Annotated in this window: 10 protein-coding genes and 1 tRNA gene; 9 read left to right on the plus strand and 2 right to left on the minus strand. The window is 36.3% G+C overall.

What is annotated here, in order from left to right; translation table 11 throughout:
- Positions 1 to 167: 167 nt before the first annotated feature.
- Positions 168 to 244 (minus strand) — tRNA-Arg (locus K9N40_10125).
- Between the two features lie 340 nt (positions 245 to 584).
- Here K9N40_10125 and K9N40_10130 point away from each other — a divergent pair.
- Entirely contained in the window at positions 585 to 1,682 is a 1,098-nt protein-coding gene (locus tag K9N40_10130; protein ID MCF7814823.1) for an amidohydrolase, read from the plus strand.
- A 147-nt stretch (positions 1,683 to 1,829) separates the two neighbouring features.
- On the opposite strand, the gene K9N40_10135 is transcribed toward K9N40_10130, so the two are convergent.
- On the minus strand, positions 1,830 to 2,162 hold the full coding sequence (locus K9N40_10135; protein MCF7814824.1) for a hypothetical protein: 333 nt from the start codon (positions 2,160 to 2,162) through the stop codon (positions 1,830 to 1,832).
- A gap of 111 nt (positions 2,163 to 2,273) precedes the next feature.
- Between K9N40_10135 and K9N40_10140 the strand changes: the two genes are divergently transcribed.
- The 8 genes from K9N40_10140 to K9N40_10175 form a co-directional block, all read left to right on the plus strand.
- A complete protein-coding gene (locus K9N40_10140) occupies positions 2,274 to 3,947 on the plus strand; it encodes a hypothetical protein (GenBank protein ID MCF7814825.1) in 1,674 nt (557 codons plus the stop codon).
- 14 nt (positions 3,948 to 3,961) lie between these two features.
- Positions 3,962 to 4,717 carry a TatD family hydrolase gene (locus K9N40_10145; GenBank protein ID MCF7814826.1) on the plus strand — a complete coding sequence of 252 codons (756 nt, stop codon included), beginning with the start codon at positions 3,962 to 3,964 and terminating at the stop codon, positions 4,715 to 4,717.
- An 86-nt stretch (positions 4,718 to 4,803) separates the two neighbouring features.
- Positions 4,804 to 4,974 carry a 4Fe-4S binding protein gene (locus K9N40_10150; GenBank protein ID MCF7814827.1) on the plus strand — a complete coding sequence of 57 codons (171 nt, stop codon included), beginning with the start codon at positions 4,804 to 4,806 and terminating at the stop codon, positions 4,972 to 4,974.
- 198 nt (positions 4,975 to 5,172) lie between these two features.
- Positions 5,173 to 5,943: a type III pantothenate kinase gene (locus K9N40_10155; protein ID MCF7814828.1), complete on the plus strand. Its 771-nt coding sequence runs from the start codon at positions 5,173 to 5,175 to the stop codon at positions 5,941 to 5,943.
- Position 5,944: 1 nt separating this feature from the next.
- A complete protein-coding gene (gene sprA / locus K9N40_10160; GenBank protein MCF7814829.1) occupies positions 5,945 to 12,049 on the plus strand; it encodes a cell surface protein SprA in 6,105 nt (2,034 codons plus the stop codon).
- Between the two features lie 365 nt (positions 12,050 to 12,414).
- Entirely contained in the window at positions 12,415 to 13,353 is a 939-nt protein-coding gene (locus K9N40_10165) for an MlaD family protein (protein ID MCF7814830.1), read from the plus strand.
- Positions 13,354 to 13,363: 10 nt separating this feature from the next.
- The gene (locus K9N40_10170) at positions 13,364 to 15,487 is read left to right on the plus strand and encodes a PqiC family protein (protein MCF7814831.1); all 2,124 of its coding nucleotides are present in this window, start codon (positions 13,364 to 13,366) and stop codon (positions 15,485 to 15,487) included.
- A gap of 3 nt (positions 15,488 to 15,490) precedes the next feature.
- On the plus strand, positions 15,491 to 16,433 hold a 943-nt coding region (locus tag K9N40_10175), incomplete at its 3' end, for an ABC transporter permease (protein ID MCF7814832.1).

A 16,433-nucleotide genomic window follows, 5' to 3' on the forward strand; every position in this document is an offset into this window, starting at 1 on the left:
TGCAATCACTTGAAGTTCGGGACAGTAAAAGGTTTTATGTCTTTAAATAATAAACAGTTAGAAGATTGATAAGTGGTTTACATAATGTTAAAGTGGCAATCATGCTGTCACAAGTGGCAGATTTAGGTGTCACTTTTTAATTAATGCATATTCAGGCATTAATACATTGGCGCCCCCGATGCGATTCGAACACATGACCTTTTCCTTAGGAGGGAACCGCTCTATCCAGCTGAGCTACGGGGGCACACAATATGAATCCTGAATTATTTTTAGTCAGTTTCTATGTCAAGCAGAATGGGCTGTAAAAAAAGGTTCACGATAAAAAAGGCTGCGGAAAATTCCGCAGCCCAATCTATATTTCTCAGCTAAGCTGATTAATTATTATTTATGGAAACTATAAAATTAATTATCAATGTGAAGATAATCTTTCTTCTCATTCCATTTCACGATCAAGTTTGGTCGTTTCATTTTCCTTATCCTCCTTTATTCTTCTTTGATTCAAAAGCTAATTAAAAATCAGTTATATCCAAATATAAATTTGACAAAATGCAATGTTCTTCAGTTTTTTCTTCAAGAGGTTATTTATGGATTTATATAAAATTAGAAAAGATCTTCACCAAATTCCGGAACTTGGGTTTCAGGAATATAAAACTACAAAATATATCAAATCAGTGTTATCTGGATTTTCTGAATTAGAAATTCATGAATTTGACTTTCCTGGATTATTGGTTGAATATAAAAAAAATAAGGGGAAATATAAAATTTTTCGTGCCGACATGGATGCCTTGCCAATTCAGGAAGCTAACCAGTGCGATTTTGTTTCGATTCATCACGGAAAAATGCACGCCTGCGGGCATGATATTCACATGACGATCTTGATAGGCTTAATAGAAAAAGTTATCAAAAATCAACCTGACCAGAATGTTTTGTTCCTTTTTCAACCAGCCGAAGAAGGTTATGGCGGAGCTGAAAGAATTCTAAATACTGGCATGCTGGATAATTTCGAGATCTCCGAGGCTTTTGCATTACATGTAAATGGTCATCTTCCTGTCGGAACAATCGAGAGTAAACCTGGGGTTTTCTTTGCCAATACACAGGAAATCTCAGTCAAATTTATCGGCAGAAGTGCTCATGTAGCTTTCCCACAAAATGGCAGGAATGCATTAGCTGCTGGAGCTGATTTTTATTTGAATTTGCAGGAAAAGATCCAGCAACAATTTCCCAACCATTCCAAAGCAATTTGTGAATTTGGTTTTATGCAGGCAGGAACCGTGATGAATGCAATTGCTGCCGAATGTAATCTGGATGGCACGATGCGAGCCTTTGAAGAAGAAGATTGGCAAAAAGTTCATCAACTTCTAAAAACGACAGCTGCAGAAAGTGCAAAAAAATACGATTTGAAACATGAGATAATTTATAAAAGTTATTATAAACGCGTTGTAAACAATAAACAACTGCATCGGAAATTAGAAGAAACAGCAAAAAATCTGGGTGTGAATTATATCCAAGGTCATGCTGTATTTACCGGTGAAGATTTTGGTTATCTGACAGATAAATATAAGGGAATTTTATTTTGGTTAGGAGTACATTCCGGAACTAAAATGGATTTACATTCTCCAGATTTTCTACCTGATAAAAAAGCCATAGATGTAGGTGTAAAAGTACTTTATTCAATGATATAGATTGTATCACGATCACTCCTGATCGTGTTTGAAAATATTACTCGCTACATATACTCGTTCAATAGTGAACGAGTTACATATTGCCAGGATAATAAAAAGAGCTGCAAATTAATGCAGCTCTTAAAAAAGTGAATATATCTTAAATTATTAATCGTCCTCGTCGTCAATTTTTCCATTGCGGAAAACGCTTTTCAGATCAAGATCTTCATCATCGTCCAAATCGATATCTTCCAGGTCCTCATCGTCTTCGCCGCGCATCCAATCGGGGCAAAATGCAATATTTTCTGTTTTATCCCAGCCATCGACGTTTTTCAGTCCATAACGCTGCAGGATTTCTTCTTCCCACAAAGAATAACGAACCTTGTCTCCTGCCACTTCATAAACCAAAACAGGTTTATGATATTTTCGCAGTGAATGATCGTTATCACTGAGTTCAAAGAATTCTTTAATTCTGTTTTTATCTTTTTCTGCTATCATCATAATTAACTCCCCGATCTCCGTTGTTTAATCTAATGAAAACTAAACACCGGATTTTGTTGACCTTTTTAATCACCAAATTTTTCTCGTTCATAAATGTTATATGGTTTGGTTATGTCAAATAAATTTAGAATTATTTTATACAGGATAGGTTTAATACTGTTTTTAACAGGCTTTATAAATTCTTTGTTCGGGTTTGCTCCCGCCCAAAAAGATTTTTCCAATAAATATCAATACGATCTTTACCGAAGCTGGCTGCAAAAGGGTGATTTCTTTACCCAGAAGCCTGCAACTTTTTCCAAAGAAAAAATAACAAAACATTTTGGTGAAAATGATGAAATTACGGTTAATTATTATTTGGAAGATGGCAAAATCTTCGATCAGCAGGAATCTCTTTCTTATCTTTTTTCATCATCTCAATCTAACAGATTATTACCGATCGTTCAATATTTTCAATCGTTTATCTACAGGCTGAATGCAGCTGATAAAAGGTTTTATTACGATTTTCTAAGTTTAGGGCAATTTAAACTTATTTACAAACAAAAAACTGGTGAAGTAGCCGAAAACCAGCTTTGGAATGATTATCAAAATGAGCGTATCGATCTTTCTCCTTTGGAAATCCTGGTGGATGAAGAAAAAATTGTAGTGAACGCAAAAATCACTAAAATTCATTATCTGTCATTGATTTTTCCAATTGACTTTGATCTGCAAAAAGCTCGGAAACAGATCGAGCAAATGGAAGAAAAAAAATCCTTTTATCTGGAACAGAAAACAGAGCTTATGATGCGTGATGATATGCTCTTTGCTGATTATGATTTTTCACATCAAAAAAGCAAAGATAAAAAAATATTTGAACAATTATCAACACCACAAATTGCTGCGATTCAGGATTCTAAAAAGGATGAAACAAATAAAAGTAAAACAAATCTTGAATTAGATGATGAGGAATTACCGGATCAACTTACTTTTGATCATAAAGAAAAAGAATCATCTAAAGATAGCAGGAACAAAATCCTGATAGATGCTGATACCACTTTCACAAAGCAGCAAACTCCAGAAATTTCTATTAAGCCGAAACAGGAATTTTATTCCGGCATGCCGATAAATGAATACTTGAGAAATAATCTTTATTCCGAAATTTCCAGAGAGCTTTTACACAATAAAATTTCTGATCCAATTTTGTTTCTTACTAAAGAATTCAAGGGTTACGGAGTTTTTGCCAAAGGAGATACAATATTTATAGAAGGAAAAGATCTGAAAGAAGATTTTCATGCAGATCTGAAACTGCAGGTTATTCGTGATGCTGATGGTTTGGAGTTCATTCCACTTTCCGATTATATTTTGCAGGATAAAATTCTGAAGCTTTCCCAGAATGAAGAAATTAATCTTTCTAACTTGAGTCAGGCAGAAGCTGAAATTGTAGCTTCCAGACTTCCACAACTTATTTATGAACATCGCAGCCTGGGAACGAAACTTTTGAATTTTCTTCTCATTCATGATGATATTCCCAGTACTTTGATTATTCAGAATTCCAAGCGCACTATCTATGAAAAAGAATCATATGCCGATCTTTTACTTTTGCTGAATCGCTATTGGAATGCCTGCAATGTTTATTTTAAAATTGATGATGTTAAAAAAATAAATGGTTCAGTGGAGATGATGGCATATTTGATTGCAAATAATTCTGCTACCGGAAATAACGATATTGCAGAGATCAGATTTTTGCTGGATGATGATTATACGATAGATATGATAATGATGATCTTACATCCAAATGCGCAAATTTAGAGGTAGATATGAAAATTTTTGAATCACACGCACATCTCGATTTCGAACATTTCGACAAAGACAGAAATGAGATTATCAAAAAATGCAAGAAAGAAGGAATTGAGTTTATAATCAATGTTGGAGTTGATAAAAAATCGATTTTGAACAGTACAGATTTGGCAGAAAAATACGATATGATATTTGCTTCGGCTGGATTTCATCCACACGATGCCAAAACTTATGATAGAGAATTCCTGTTGCAAAAAGCAAAGCACAACAAAGTGGTGGCGATCGGAGAAATCGGCTTGGATTATTATCGCAATTTATCTCCCAAAGATATCCAGAGAGAAGTTTTTGCCGATCAGATACAGCTGGCAATAAAGATGGATCTTCCTATCATCGTTCACGATCGAGATGCTCATGATGAATGTTTGGAAATTCTTTCAAAATACAATCCGCCAAAAGTTGTTTTTCATTGTTTCTCGGGTGATGCAGCTTTCGCAGATAGAATTTTGCAGAAAGGTTGGAATATTTCTTTTACAGGAACTATAACCTACAAAAACAGCAGACAGGATGATGTAGTTCGCCTGGTTCCTCTTGATCGTTTTTTCATTGAAACAGATTCTCCTTATCTGACTCCTGTGCCAAATCGAGGAAAAAGAAATTCTCCTTTGAACTTAAGATATGTAATTGAAAAGATTTCAGAAATCAGGGGTTTACCACCCAAAAAAATAACTGAATACAGCTTTGAAAATGCTTATCGTTTTTTCGAATTAGATAACATAAAATAATAATTTATAAAAGACTTATTAAAAAATATCTTGTAAAAAAAAAGCTGCTTAATAAGTTTGCGCCAAAATCATAAATGGAGGATATTATGGCAGTAGATATTAATAAAGAAACATGCATTGGTTGCGGAGCTTGCGTAGATACATGTCCGGTAGAAGCTTTGTCTATGGAAGATGATAAAGCAGTTTGCGATGCTGAAAAATGTGTTGATTGCGGTGCTTGCATTGATGCTTGTCCGGTAGAAGCAATTTCGTTATAAAAAAGCAACTTATTTTTTTAAGAGCCTGTTCTATAACGGGCTCTTCTTGTATATTAGTCCGAATCTTTTATTGACAGAATTTTATTTGCGATAATTTTTCCACCATATTTTTATATTTTTTCATTTTTTTCATTTTTTATTTTTATCATGAAGCTTAAATTGGAGTGGAATATCTGAATGAATATTCGGAAGGAAAGAATGAAAAAAAATAATCTGGTGATCGATGCAGGCAACACAAATGTGGTTTTTGCTGTATATCATAAAGACATTATAATTCAACAAATTAGAGTTGAAACCAAAAAGCAGGACTGCCATAAATATTATTATGATATTATTAGTAATATATTCAAAAAATATCCTTCCGAAATCTGCTGCTGTGCAATGTCTTCTGTTGTACCGCAAATCACAGATATCATTGTTTCAATTATTTTCAAAATTGCTTCTATAAAGACTTCAATTATAGATTTTAGTTCTGATTTAGGCATAACATTCGATATGCCGGACAGCAGTCATCTTGGTTCAGACCTGGTTGTGAATGCCTATGCTGCTGTAGAAAAATACAATAAAAATTGCATAATTTGTGATCTGGGAACTGCCACTACCATTCAACTTGTAAGTAAAGAAGGATGTTTCTTTGGTGCAGCTATTTTACCGGGAATTCGTACTTCGAGTGAAAGTTTATTCGAAAAAGCTGCCAAACTGAAAACTATCGATTTGGAAACTCCAAAAAATTTATTGGGCAAAACTACGAGAGATGCGCTTCTTTCCGGAATTATAAATGGTCATCTTTTTCTATTGGAAGGCTTTATCAGAAACATAAAAAATGAACATAAAAATTTAGATGAGATAATCACGATAGCAACTGGTGGCTTGGCACAAATGGTTTGCAGAAAATCGGATTCAATTGATATAATTGACAAAAATCTGCTTCTGAATGGTTTGAACTCCATTTGTAATAAAATGAGATAATATGTATAAAAAAATAGTTGTAGCAGTTGTTTTTATATCGATATTTGCTTTTGCTTCGGCAGCTGAAGTGTTCAATCTGCATTACACACTTCCTGGTTTTTATCGACTGCACAACAATAAGATCGATTATCTTAAATTGCATAAAGCATTCAGCATTACTAAATATCCTCGTCATAAATTGGTAGATGATCCAATAAAAACTGAAACAGAAATCGACTATGAAAATGATCGTGTAATATTAACCCCAAAATCTAACGGAATAATATTGGATAAACCAAGATATTTAACTATAGAAAGCTACTTCCAAAATAATTTTAAGGCAGTTTTTCATAAACTTATGCGAGAAAAGATCGAAGGCATGTTCGAGAATACGGAACGCAGTAACGAAGCCGGTTTGATTCCCGAAATTGTGATCGAGCTGCCCAAGATTGCTCTTCCCAGATCTGTTCGCCGTTTCATGGGAAACAAAGCCGGACGTCTTAGTTTGGATGGAAGTCAGCGGCTCACTTTTAGCGGTAACAGCACCAAGCGGGATGAAAAAAGCGGCGAGAACGATAGAAATGAAGATTTTGATGTGATACTGCAGCAGGATCTCAATCTTCATTTACGTGGCACGATCGGAGAAAAAATCCATGTGGATGTGAATCATCAATCTACTTCGCAGGATGATGCAATTCCTACTCCAACCGAAGTTAACGTAAGCTATGATGGAGACGAAGACGAGATCGTTCAATCAATCGAAGGTGGGAATATTTCGCTGGCTCTCAGCGGTTCACAATTTATCAGCTACAGCGTTTCTTCCGAAGGTCTGTTCGGAATCAAATCCAATCTAAAAGCCGGTAATCTGGAAATCACTACGATCATGGGAAAAGATGAAGCTAAAAAAAATACCCAGAAGTGGCGTGGTGATGCGCAAGCTGATTCGGTGGTGATTCAGAGTAAAAATTATATAAACAGAGAAATGTTTTTCATCGATCATCCCGGCGATATTTATGCTCTGACAAATGACAGCGATCTCGAAGGCTATAATAATAATAAAATTCAACTCGATCCTGCTACTGGAAAATGGCTTATCACTGCAGCAGGTTTTGGGCTGCTTCCCAGCGAAACGGATGAAATTCACCTTTACATAGATGACCACAATGCCAACAACAATCAAACAACTATCCAGGGAAAAGAGATCGGTAATGATGAAATAACTTATAACTTTAATATTTTGAGCGAAGGTACGGAATTCACAATCGATGAAGATTCTGGAATTATCAGAATTTATCCCGAAAATATCGATTTCATATATTCGATCCAGAAAGGATACACGATCGGTGTTACATATACCAGGAATGATGGAGTAGTTATTGGAAATGATTCAAATACTCCGGTAGAAGTTAAAATTTTGCATCGCATGAACCAGGATCCTACAGATGAAGAGTGGGATTTCTTGGTCAGGAATATCTACAGTCTTGGATTGCAGAATGTTCAGAACGAAGGTTTTGACCTGAAAGTTTATACCGAAAATACCGATGGAACAGCCAATTACAATGCTGTGGACAGCCTGGATTTAGCAAATATGAATTTAAATGAATATCTCTCATTAGACACAAACACAGATGGCGTTGTGAATGGAGAAGATGCAACTGTAAATCTGGAATCAGGAATGGTTGTGTTTCCATTCCTTAAACCTTTCCTGGCTTTGGGCGACAGTATAATTTATTACGAAGATCAAGCTCAAGTAGGCTATGATGAGTTTATAAATTACATCTCTGTAAAAGGTGAGATCGGAAAGGAAAACATCAATCTGGGAGTGATGAATCTTTTGCCGGGAAGTGTTGAGATCAAGTTAAATGGAAGTAGATTAACTGAAAATGTCGATTTTATTGTCGATTATGATTTCGGTAATATAACCATGTTGAATGATCAGGCAAAAGCTCCCGATGCCGAATTAGATATCAGTTATCAATACAGACCGCTTTTTGATGTGGATAATAAAACGATCCTGGGTTTACGAGCAGATATGAGATTCAATGAGAATTTTAAGTTGGGTGGAACTTTCATTTACCAATCGGAAACTGTGAAAGAAGATAAGCCCAAAATTTATAATGAAAACCGCAGTATCATCTTATCCGATATCGATGGAGAATTAGATTTTGAACTTCCATTCATTACCCGGGCAATAGACTTTATTCCTCTCATCAAAACAGATGAAGAGTCATCTTTCAATCTTTCTGGTGAAGTAGCGATGAGCATTCCCAGAATTTACGGAAGCAAAGAACAGCACGACAGAAAAGAAGCTTACATCGATGATATGGAAGCAATTCTGGATTCCTATCCTCTGGGCGTGCAAAGACCAAGTTGGGTTTTTGCCAGTGTTCCCACCGATAAACTTACCGGAAATACAATTTCCATGGGGAAGGCACATCTCAATTATTACAATCCTCAGAATATTCATGCAGAAGAAATTTATGATCCCCAAACTCTATCGGAAGAAGAAGAACGAGATGAAGTTCCTGTGCTTGCCTGCAAGATAAAACCATCAGGTTTAGGAATGCCGGGAGTGAATAACAAATATTGGGCTGGATTGATGAAATATGTGGGAAATGAAATGGATTTTTCTGAAAAGAAATACATTGAATTCCTGGTAAAAGTGGACACACTTAATGCTAATCTTTCCTATCAAAAACCTGTAGTAATGCACATTGACCTTGGGGTGGTAAGTGAGGATTTTTACAAACCCGGTGAAAGCAGCGCTCCCGATAAAGAAGATGGAATCGTTACTCCCGATGGAATTATGGATTATGGTGAAGATGTAGGTTTGGATAGAATTGCCAGAAACCAGCCAGGCGATGATCCCAATGATGATTTTGATAATAATAAAATAATTCTATTTGGTGAAGAAGAATATCCTAATATTAACGGAACAGAAGGTAATGATCTCCTGGATAGTGAAGACTTGAACAATGACGGACTGCTGGGAACAACAGAATATTATTTCGAGTATTCGGCTGTTATCAATGAAGGTTTAGGTTTTGACGGCGGCGAATTCATGGAAAGTGAATACAACGGCTGGAGATTATATCGAATTCCACTGGCTAATGCTGAAAATTATGATATTGTCTCAAACACTGTTGGCAAAGTTCCTAACCTTAAAAAGATCAGTTATGCCCGTGTCTGGTTTGAGGTGGAAGACAGTACCAGGGTTAAATTGGTTACTCTCGATCTGGTTGGAAACAAATGGCAGGAACATCTCATTCGCGATGAAAACGATTACATTGTGGATGATGAGGAAGAAACAATGCTGGTTGGTATCATCGATAATCAAAAAGATCAGCATTATCAGCCTGCTCCTTATACTGTTATAAAAAAAGACGGCGAGGATACACTGGAACAATCTCTTACCATCGATTATAATAATCTGGGTGAGGGGCACTACGGACTGGCAACGCAAACTTTCAGGGAAAAGATAAATCTGATAACTTACAGCAAAATCCGTATGTGGGCTTATTCCGAGAATCTAAGTGAGCTTACGCGCGATGAAACGATCGATACCCTGATCGTACGGATCGGACCCGACACATTGAATTATTATCAAATTAAATATCCTTTGCAAACAGTAGATTATCTGCCGGTGATGGAACGCGATAACTGGGAAGCTATCGAACTCGATTTTTCTGATCTTACTCAGCTTAAAAATCTGGATGAAAATAAAGCCAGAATGGAATTTGAAGGTATGGTATTGAGCTTGGTGGGAAAGCCGACGTTGACCAACACGAAAGCAATTTCGGTAGGATTACAGGCTTCAGAACTTTATACGGGAAGGCTCTATATAGATGATATCCGTGTAGCTGATCCGTATGAAGATATCGGTTTTGCAGCTAGAACAACTTTAAATACTAAATTTGCTGATTTTTCCGATCTTAACGTAAATCTTACCTGGAAATCCGAGAACTTCCAATCCAATGCCAATAGATCAAAAAATCCCACTTATCTACGTTCGCTGGATCTTTCTCTAACCAATAAATATTACCTGCAGAAATTCTTTCCAGCTGAGTGGGGCTTGAACATACCGGTTACTCTTTTCCGCAGCCAATCATTGGGAATTCCCAGATTTAAAGCCAATTCCGATATATTAAGAAGTGACCTTCCCAAAGATGAAAGAGAAAGAGAAAAAAATACTTCACTCACCAAAAAGATCAGCACTTCTTTTAGCCAGAGCAAAACTCCCAGCAACAAAATTTTGGCATACACAGTAAAAAACACTTCTCTTTCCGGTTATGTGCAAGAGAAAAAGATAAAATCATCTACTTCTGCCGATACAACAATAACAATTAATTTGAAACATACTTATAAACTTGATTTCCAGAAAGAAGATGTGGGATTAAAGCTGTTCGGAAATTATTATTTCTATTTCTTCCCTTATCAAATTCAAAATGATATTACATTTGATGATAAACAACCAAAACGCTGGTATTGGGAAACTTATGTGGATTCAGTGGAAAACTACTGGGCGAAGCAAAGTAACACTGTAAGAACCAAAACCATAACTACCAATTCCACTGTAAAATATGATCTTTTTAGCGATATTACTTCTTCCTACGATCTTACAACAACTCGCAATCTACTTCGTAGAAACGAAATTTACGATATAAATATTGGATCGGAAAAAAAACGTACACAAAATATAAACTTGGATTATAAACCTGCTTATCTCGATAAAATTTTCATGTTCAGCGTTGGTGGTGATGTTCGATATGATGAAGATCATGTTCGATCTGGCCTGGTTGATACACTATATTATAAAGGAAATGTTACGCGGAATATAAATAGTTCTTTTACACTCAAGAATCGTGATATGCTGCAAGGTTTATCGCAGTGGGTGAATACAGCTTTTGCTCCTGATTCAGTGGCACAAAAACAAATCGATGAAGAAGAAACTGAAGAGCTTTCCAACCTGGAACAAAAAGAAAGTGAAGAATTAGAAAATCAGGAAATTAAACAAACTGAAGAAGAACTGGCACAAAATGAACTCGATTATGGCAGGGATGGCAGACAGCCGATAAGCCTGAATAACGGTAACAAAGACGATGAATATGAAGAAAAAAGCCGTTCTGGAGAAACGGGTCGCGATGGAGAAGATAAAGAAAAAGATGATCAGGAAGAAACTGAAACGACCAGTTCTACCAAAACAAATCTATTTGCCAGGATTGTGGGATATATCGCTCGACTTGATAACATAAAATTAACTTATACAAATCAATATAAAACAGGCTTTGAAGACAGAGCAGAGAGACCGGAATTTCTCTATCAGCTCGGTTTGCCGCATATTCTGGATGAAGAAGGTGATGATAAAGAGATCAACATGAAGAACAATAATGATAAATTTACTGCATCAACCAACTTCCCGATCCTTAATTTTTTAACTACTGCCTGGAGTTTTTCAAAAGAATATAAGAGAACTTACAGCAACAACAGCAGTATAACGATAACTACTGTTTTTCCAAATGTGAGTGTTACACTTACAGAACTTGAACGACTTTTGAAAGCAGAGAATTTCCTTACCAGCTCCAGAATATCATCCAGTTATCTTTATTCTCTTAGCCAAACAGGAGATATTGGATTTAAAAAACCTGATACAGAACAAATTCGCTTCAGCATGACGCCGCTAATCTCCTGGATCGGAAACTGGAAAGGTAATCTTTCTACGAATGTGAGTTTGAATTATTCCAGAACAAATAATATTCGTTATTTCAATCAATACGAAACAGAGAACAGATCTACAACCAAATCTGCTACAGGTTCAGTTTCCTGGACTTTTGCTGCTGCCAAAGGTCTTAAAATTCTATTTTTCAAACGCACAAAACTTACAAACGAATTCAGTACAAATGTCACATTTTCAGTGGAAGATACAGTTACGGAAACGAAAGATTCGGAAGGTAAATGGGAAGACAGTGTAAATAAGCTTGTTTACAATATTGCCCCGGAAGCCTCATATAAATTTAATGCCAGCATCAGTGGCGGATTGACCAGCAGCTACGAAGTTCAAAACGATAGAAAAGCAAAATCAACGATTTCTACTTTCAGACTGGGAATATTTGTAGAAGTAATTTTCTAAAAATTCTCCCCTGTATATGCGTTTTTGCAAAGCAAAAAGTCATTTGAGATCAGACTTTTATATAAGAGTGATGTTCTGTACTTATTTTGAATTAGTGTAAAGCAGAGGGTTAACAAAAGTGAAAAGTAGAATTTCAATGCTAAAAAACCATATTTCATTCCAGATAAAAAAATACTAATAGCATCTTTTTTATTGACACCGTAAAATTCTCAATTAATTTCCGCCAGTAATATGAAGTGAAGAAGTTTGATGAAGTGAGAAGGATTCTTTTTATTTAGAAAGTTTTTAATTAGTGTAATAACATTACTAAAAATAATCTCACTAAAAAAATCAATTATATAAGATTTTTTGCATAAGGAGTTGCGATGGTTAGCAGCGCTCAGAAATTCAGGTTGGGTATTTTCATTGTCGTTATTTCAGTTCTTCTTATCATATTCCTGGTGATGGTTGCCGGCAATAAATTGATGGAAAAACGTGATACGTATTACATCAAATATGAAGACAAAACAGTAAGTGGTTTGCAAATTGGCGGTCCCGTTAAATATCATGGAATTTCCATCGGTCGAATTGAAGATATAAAGATTGATGAAAAGAATGTTTCAAATGTAATCGTGGTTTTAAGCGTGAAAGAGAAAACACCGCTCAAAGCTGATGTAAAAGCTTCGCTCACCCCAATTGGAATTACGGGATTATTGCAGGTAGAGATCTCCGGTGGTACAAATGAAGCTGATCTTTTAAAACCCGGTTCCTACATTCAGCCGGGAGCTTCCACCTTTGAAAATATAACCGGAAAAGCTGAAATAATTGCCGAAAAAATGGAGCTTTTAATTAACAACCTGATCTCGATTACAGACGAAGAAAATCAAATAAAACTACAAAATATCCTGCAGAATGTCGATACGATTATCGATGACAATGTGGAACCGGTTTCCAATGTCATGGCCAATTTGGACGACATCACGGCTGAATTGGCACAGATTTCCGTTTCTTTGAATGAAACTACTGCAAAAATAAATTCTGTTCTACAATCCGGGCAAACGGAAAGAATCCTGGCAAATGCCGACAGCATTATGCTCGATCTGGCCGAAATCGATGTGGTACAATTGGCTGAAGAACTGAATTCTACTATCATACAAATAAATAGAACCGTGGCAAATCTCGATGCTACTCATTTGGAAAGCAGGCAGGATATTCTGGATACAATCGAAAGCTTGAATGAAACAATGGATTATTTAAATGACTTTTCTCGTCAGCTTTCGGAAGATCCTACCATCTTACTTAGAGGTGGGATATTAGGAAATTAAAGGGGAAAATATGAAGAAATTGTTATTATTTTCATTGTTGCTGATTGTAGTTCTTACGGGATGTTTCAGAAGTGAGATCATTACCAAAAATTATTATATTCTGGAATATTACAATCACACCGAAATACCGCAATTGAAGCAGGAAAAACCTTTGGATCTTTCTGTTTATATCATGGATACAAAAGTTTCCAAAACCTATAACCGCAATCAGATGGTAATTCGACATTTCGGTCCCAGAATAACTTATTCCTATTACGATCTCTGGGGCGTTAAGCTATCTAAAATCATTCCCGATCTTCTTCAGCAGAGATTGCAGGCTTACAATGTTTTTAGCCAGACAAATCGGGAAGCGTTTGGAGTTAATCCCGATATGGAAATAATTTCCAACTTGAATAATATTGAACTTTATCAATCGGAAACGGTGCAACAGGCTCGCATAAACATCGATTTTGTTCTCAGAAAAATAGGCGCTGAAGGTAGTATAGTTACTCATAATGCAAATGTGGAAAAACGATTGCTTTCCAATGATGTGGAAGGTTTTGTGCAAGCTGCCAACGAGATTCTGCTTGAAGAAATGGATAAATTCATCAATCAGATAATTGGCAGCTGCACGGACGAAGAATGTCTAGCGCTACCATCAGATCAAACCGAATCTGATAAAACTATTCAACAATTTCCTTTGGAAGAAGAAGAAGAAACACCAAAAGGAAATGGATTGCTTTTCATGCCTGCACTTTCGAACTCCGAAAACGAACCTAATTTCATAGTTAGAGATCAGAATGGAAATCAATTTGAAGGGCAGATGGGTGTTCCATTACCATTATTGGAAGGAATATATTCTTTACATTACGGAAGCGGAAAAGTAGATCAAACAATGACTAAAACAGGTGTGCAAATCATTCCCAGATATAAAACTATCATCGAGCCAGATTGGGGTTGCCTTATAATCGATGTGATTGATGAGCAGAGAAATTATGCCAAAGTTCGCTACGAAATTTTCGAACTGGAAACCGGAGAAAGTTTTGGCGGTGGTTTTCCTGCCGAGGAAGAAATCGGTGAGCAATCTAAAGTTTATGTCTTGGAAAAAGGGCTTTATAAAATCACAATCAATAATCAACCCTTCAACACTTATCGTGATTTTACCACAACCTATGTAGAACCTGGCGAAGCCAAAAGGCTGACAATCGTTGTAGAAACGGACGAAGATGATAATCCGCTTTCCATGGTGGGAGCTGGAGTTCTGGAAGAAAGTTTTTTGGAAGACTCGGGAGAAAGATTAAAATTTTCCAGTGCAATTCATGGAAATGCCAACGTGAACAGCGATAACGAAGATGATGAAGATAAGAGTAATACCACTATTTCTCTGAATGCTCAATTGCAGAATTATCTCATATATGATGATAATGTTTTTCATTATAATATGAAAAATTTAATTGAGATTGGAACACAAAAATTATCAGATCAGGATTTTAGATTGAATTTCGATGAATTTGATATCAAGAACACCGGGATTTATTATTTCCTGAAAAATATCGGTTTATATGCCAGATTTGATGCTAACTCCCATTTCTTCGATAAATTTGAATATTACGATTCCGATTTTGTTTTGCACCTTATCGACAGCGATGGCAATACATCTCAAGATTCAGTAGTCAGCAAAGTGAAGATCAAATCATCCGTATTTCCCCTGGTGCTAAAAGAAGGTTTTGGTATCAATTACAGGATTTTGAATCGCTCCAAAGCCAATCTTAGTTTGCGGGCCGGTTTTGGAATGAGACAGGATATAAACAACAATTACTATCAGGAAATCAATGCTTACGAGATAAACGGCATAACTCATCGTGAATTCAAGGAAACAAAATCGGAATCCAAAACTGGTATGGAAGTTTCTCTGGTAGGAAACTTTACTTTGCCCTGGGATTTAACGTACAATATCAATGCAGATTTCCTGTTTCCGTTTGGAGAAGAACAAGATTATACCATGGAATGGGAAAACGTCTTCAACATGAAATTATTCAGGTATATTTCGCTTGATTATAAACTAAAACTGATTCATAAAATACCGGAAGCTGCCAGCGATTATATTGCCCTGAATCACTCTTTATTCCTGCGTGTAACCTATTTCCTACGCTAAAAAATGGAATTAAAACAGAATACACTTTTTCTACAGGGCAGTCTGGATAAATTTACTGTTCCTGATTTGACCGGGAAATTAACGTCTCTTAAAAATGTCAGGATCTTGAAAATCGATTTGAGCGAGGTTACAAATATCGATAGTGCTGGAGTTGCTTTTCTGGATAGTATTATAGAGAGATTTCCCAAGGAAAAACCTGTACTGATAAATTATGATGGAAATCTGAAAAAATCTATCGATACATTTTCTTCTATCAATATTCCGGAAACAGCCATCCAGAAAAAAATGAACCTTTTTGAAAACATCGGTGATCTGATTTTTGGTTTTCTGGAGACTTCTAAACAGGCTTTATATCTCATCGCCGATGTTTTTTACTGGTCTTTTGTGGGAATCTTCAATAAAAAGGGACAGCGCAAAGGCTCGGTAATTCAGCAAGGTGTTTTGATCGGTGTAAATGCGCTGGGAATTTTGGGATTGCTTTCCTTTATTTTAGGTCTTATTCTGGCCTTACAATCGGCTACGCAGCTACGCCAATTTGGCGCAAATATTTTTGTGGCAGATTTGATGGCGATCTCTATGGTTACCGAAATGGGCCCGATGCTCACAGCGATTATTCTGGCTGGCAGAAGCGGCTCTGCCATTGCTTCCGAGATTGCCACAATGGTTGTGACAGAAGAAGTAGATGCACTTAAAATGATGGCGATCAATCCGATCCGCTACGTCGTGGTTCCCAAATTTCACGCTATTTCCATCTGCATTCCGCTTCTGGTTACCGCTTCCACGCTTATTGGAATTTTCGGTGGACTCCTCATTGCCATCACATATTTAGATTTGAGTGCGGTTGTTTTCTTCAATCGTGTGTTTGAGGTACTCACGTTAAAAGATGTCCTGGTCGGTCTTGGCAAAAGTTATTTCTTTGCCTGGGTCATTGTTATTATCGGCAGCT

It is taken from the genome of Candidatus Cloacimonadota bacterium, from assembly GCA_021734245.1.
Taxonomy (GTDB): Bacteria; Cloacimonadota; Cloacimonadia; order Cloacimonadales; family TCS61; genus B137-G9.

Coding starts and splice junctions, on each gene's coding strand:
- K9N40_10130 (MCF7814823.1), top strand. CDS start 585: ATGGATTTATATAAAATTAGAAAAGATCTTCACCAAATTCCGGAACTT.
- K9N40_10135 (MCF7814824.1), bottom strand. CDS start 2,162: ATGATGATAGCAGAAAAAGATAAAAACAGAATTAAAGAATTCTTTGAA.
- K9N40_10140 (MCF7814825.1), top strand. CDS start 2,274: ATGTCAAATAAATTTAGAATTATTTTATACAGGATAGGTTTAATACTG.
- K9N40_10150 (MCF7814827.1), top strand. CDS start 4,804: ATGGCAGTAGATATTAATAAAGAAACATGCATTGGTTGCGGAGCTTGC.
- K9N40_10155 (MCF7814828.1), top strand. CDS start 5,173: ATGAAAAAAAATAATCTGGTGATCGATGCAGGCAACACAAATGTGGTT.
- sprA (MCF7814829.1), top strand. CDS start 5,945: ATGTATAAAAAAATAGTTGTAGCAGTTGTTTTTATATCGATATTTGCT.
- K9N40_10165 (MCF7814830.1), top strand. CDS start 12,415: ATGGTTAGCAGCGCTCAGAAATTCAGGTTGGGTATTTTCATTGTCGTT.
- K9N40_10170 (MCF7814831.1), top strand. CDS start 13,364: ATGAAGAAATTGTTATTATTTTCATTGTTGCTGATTGTAGTTCTTACG.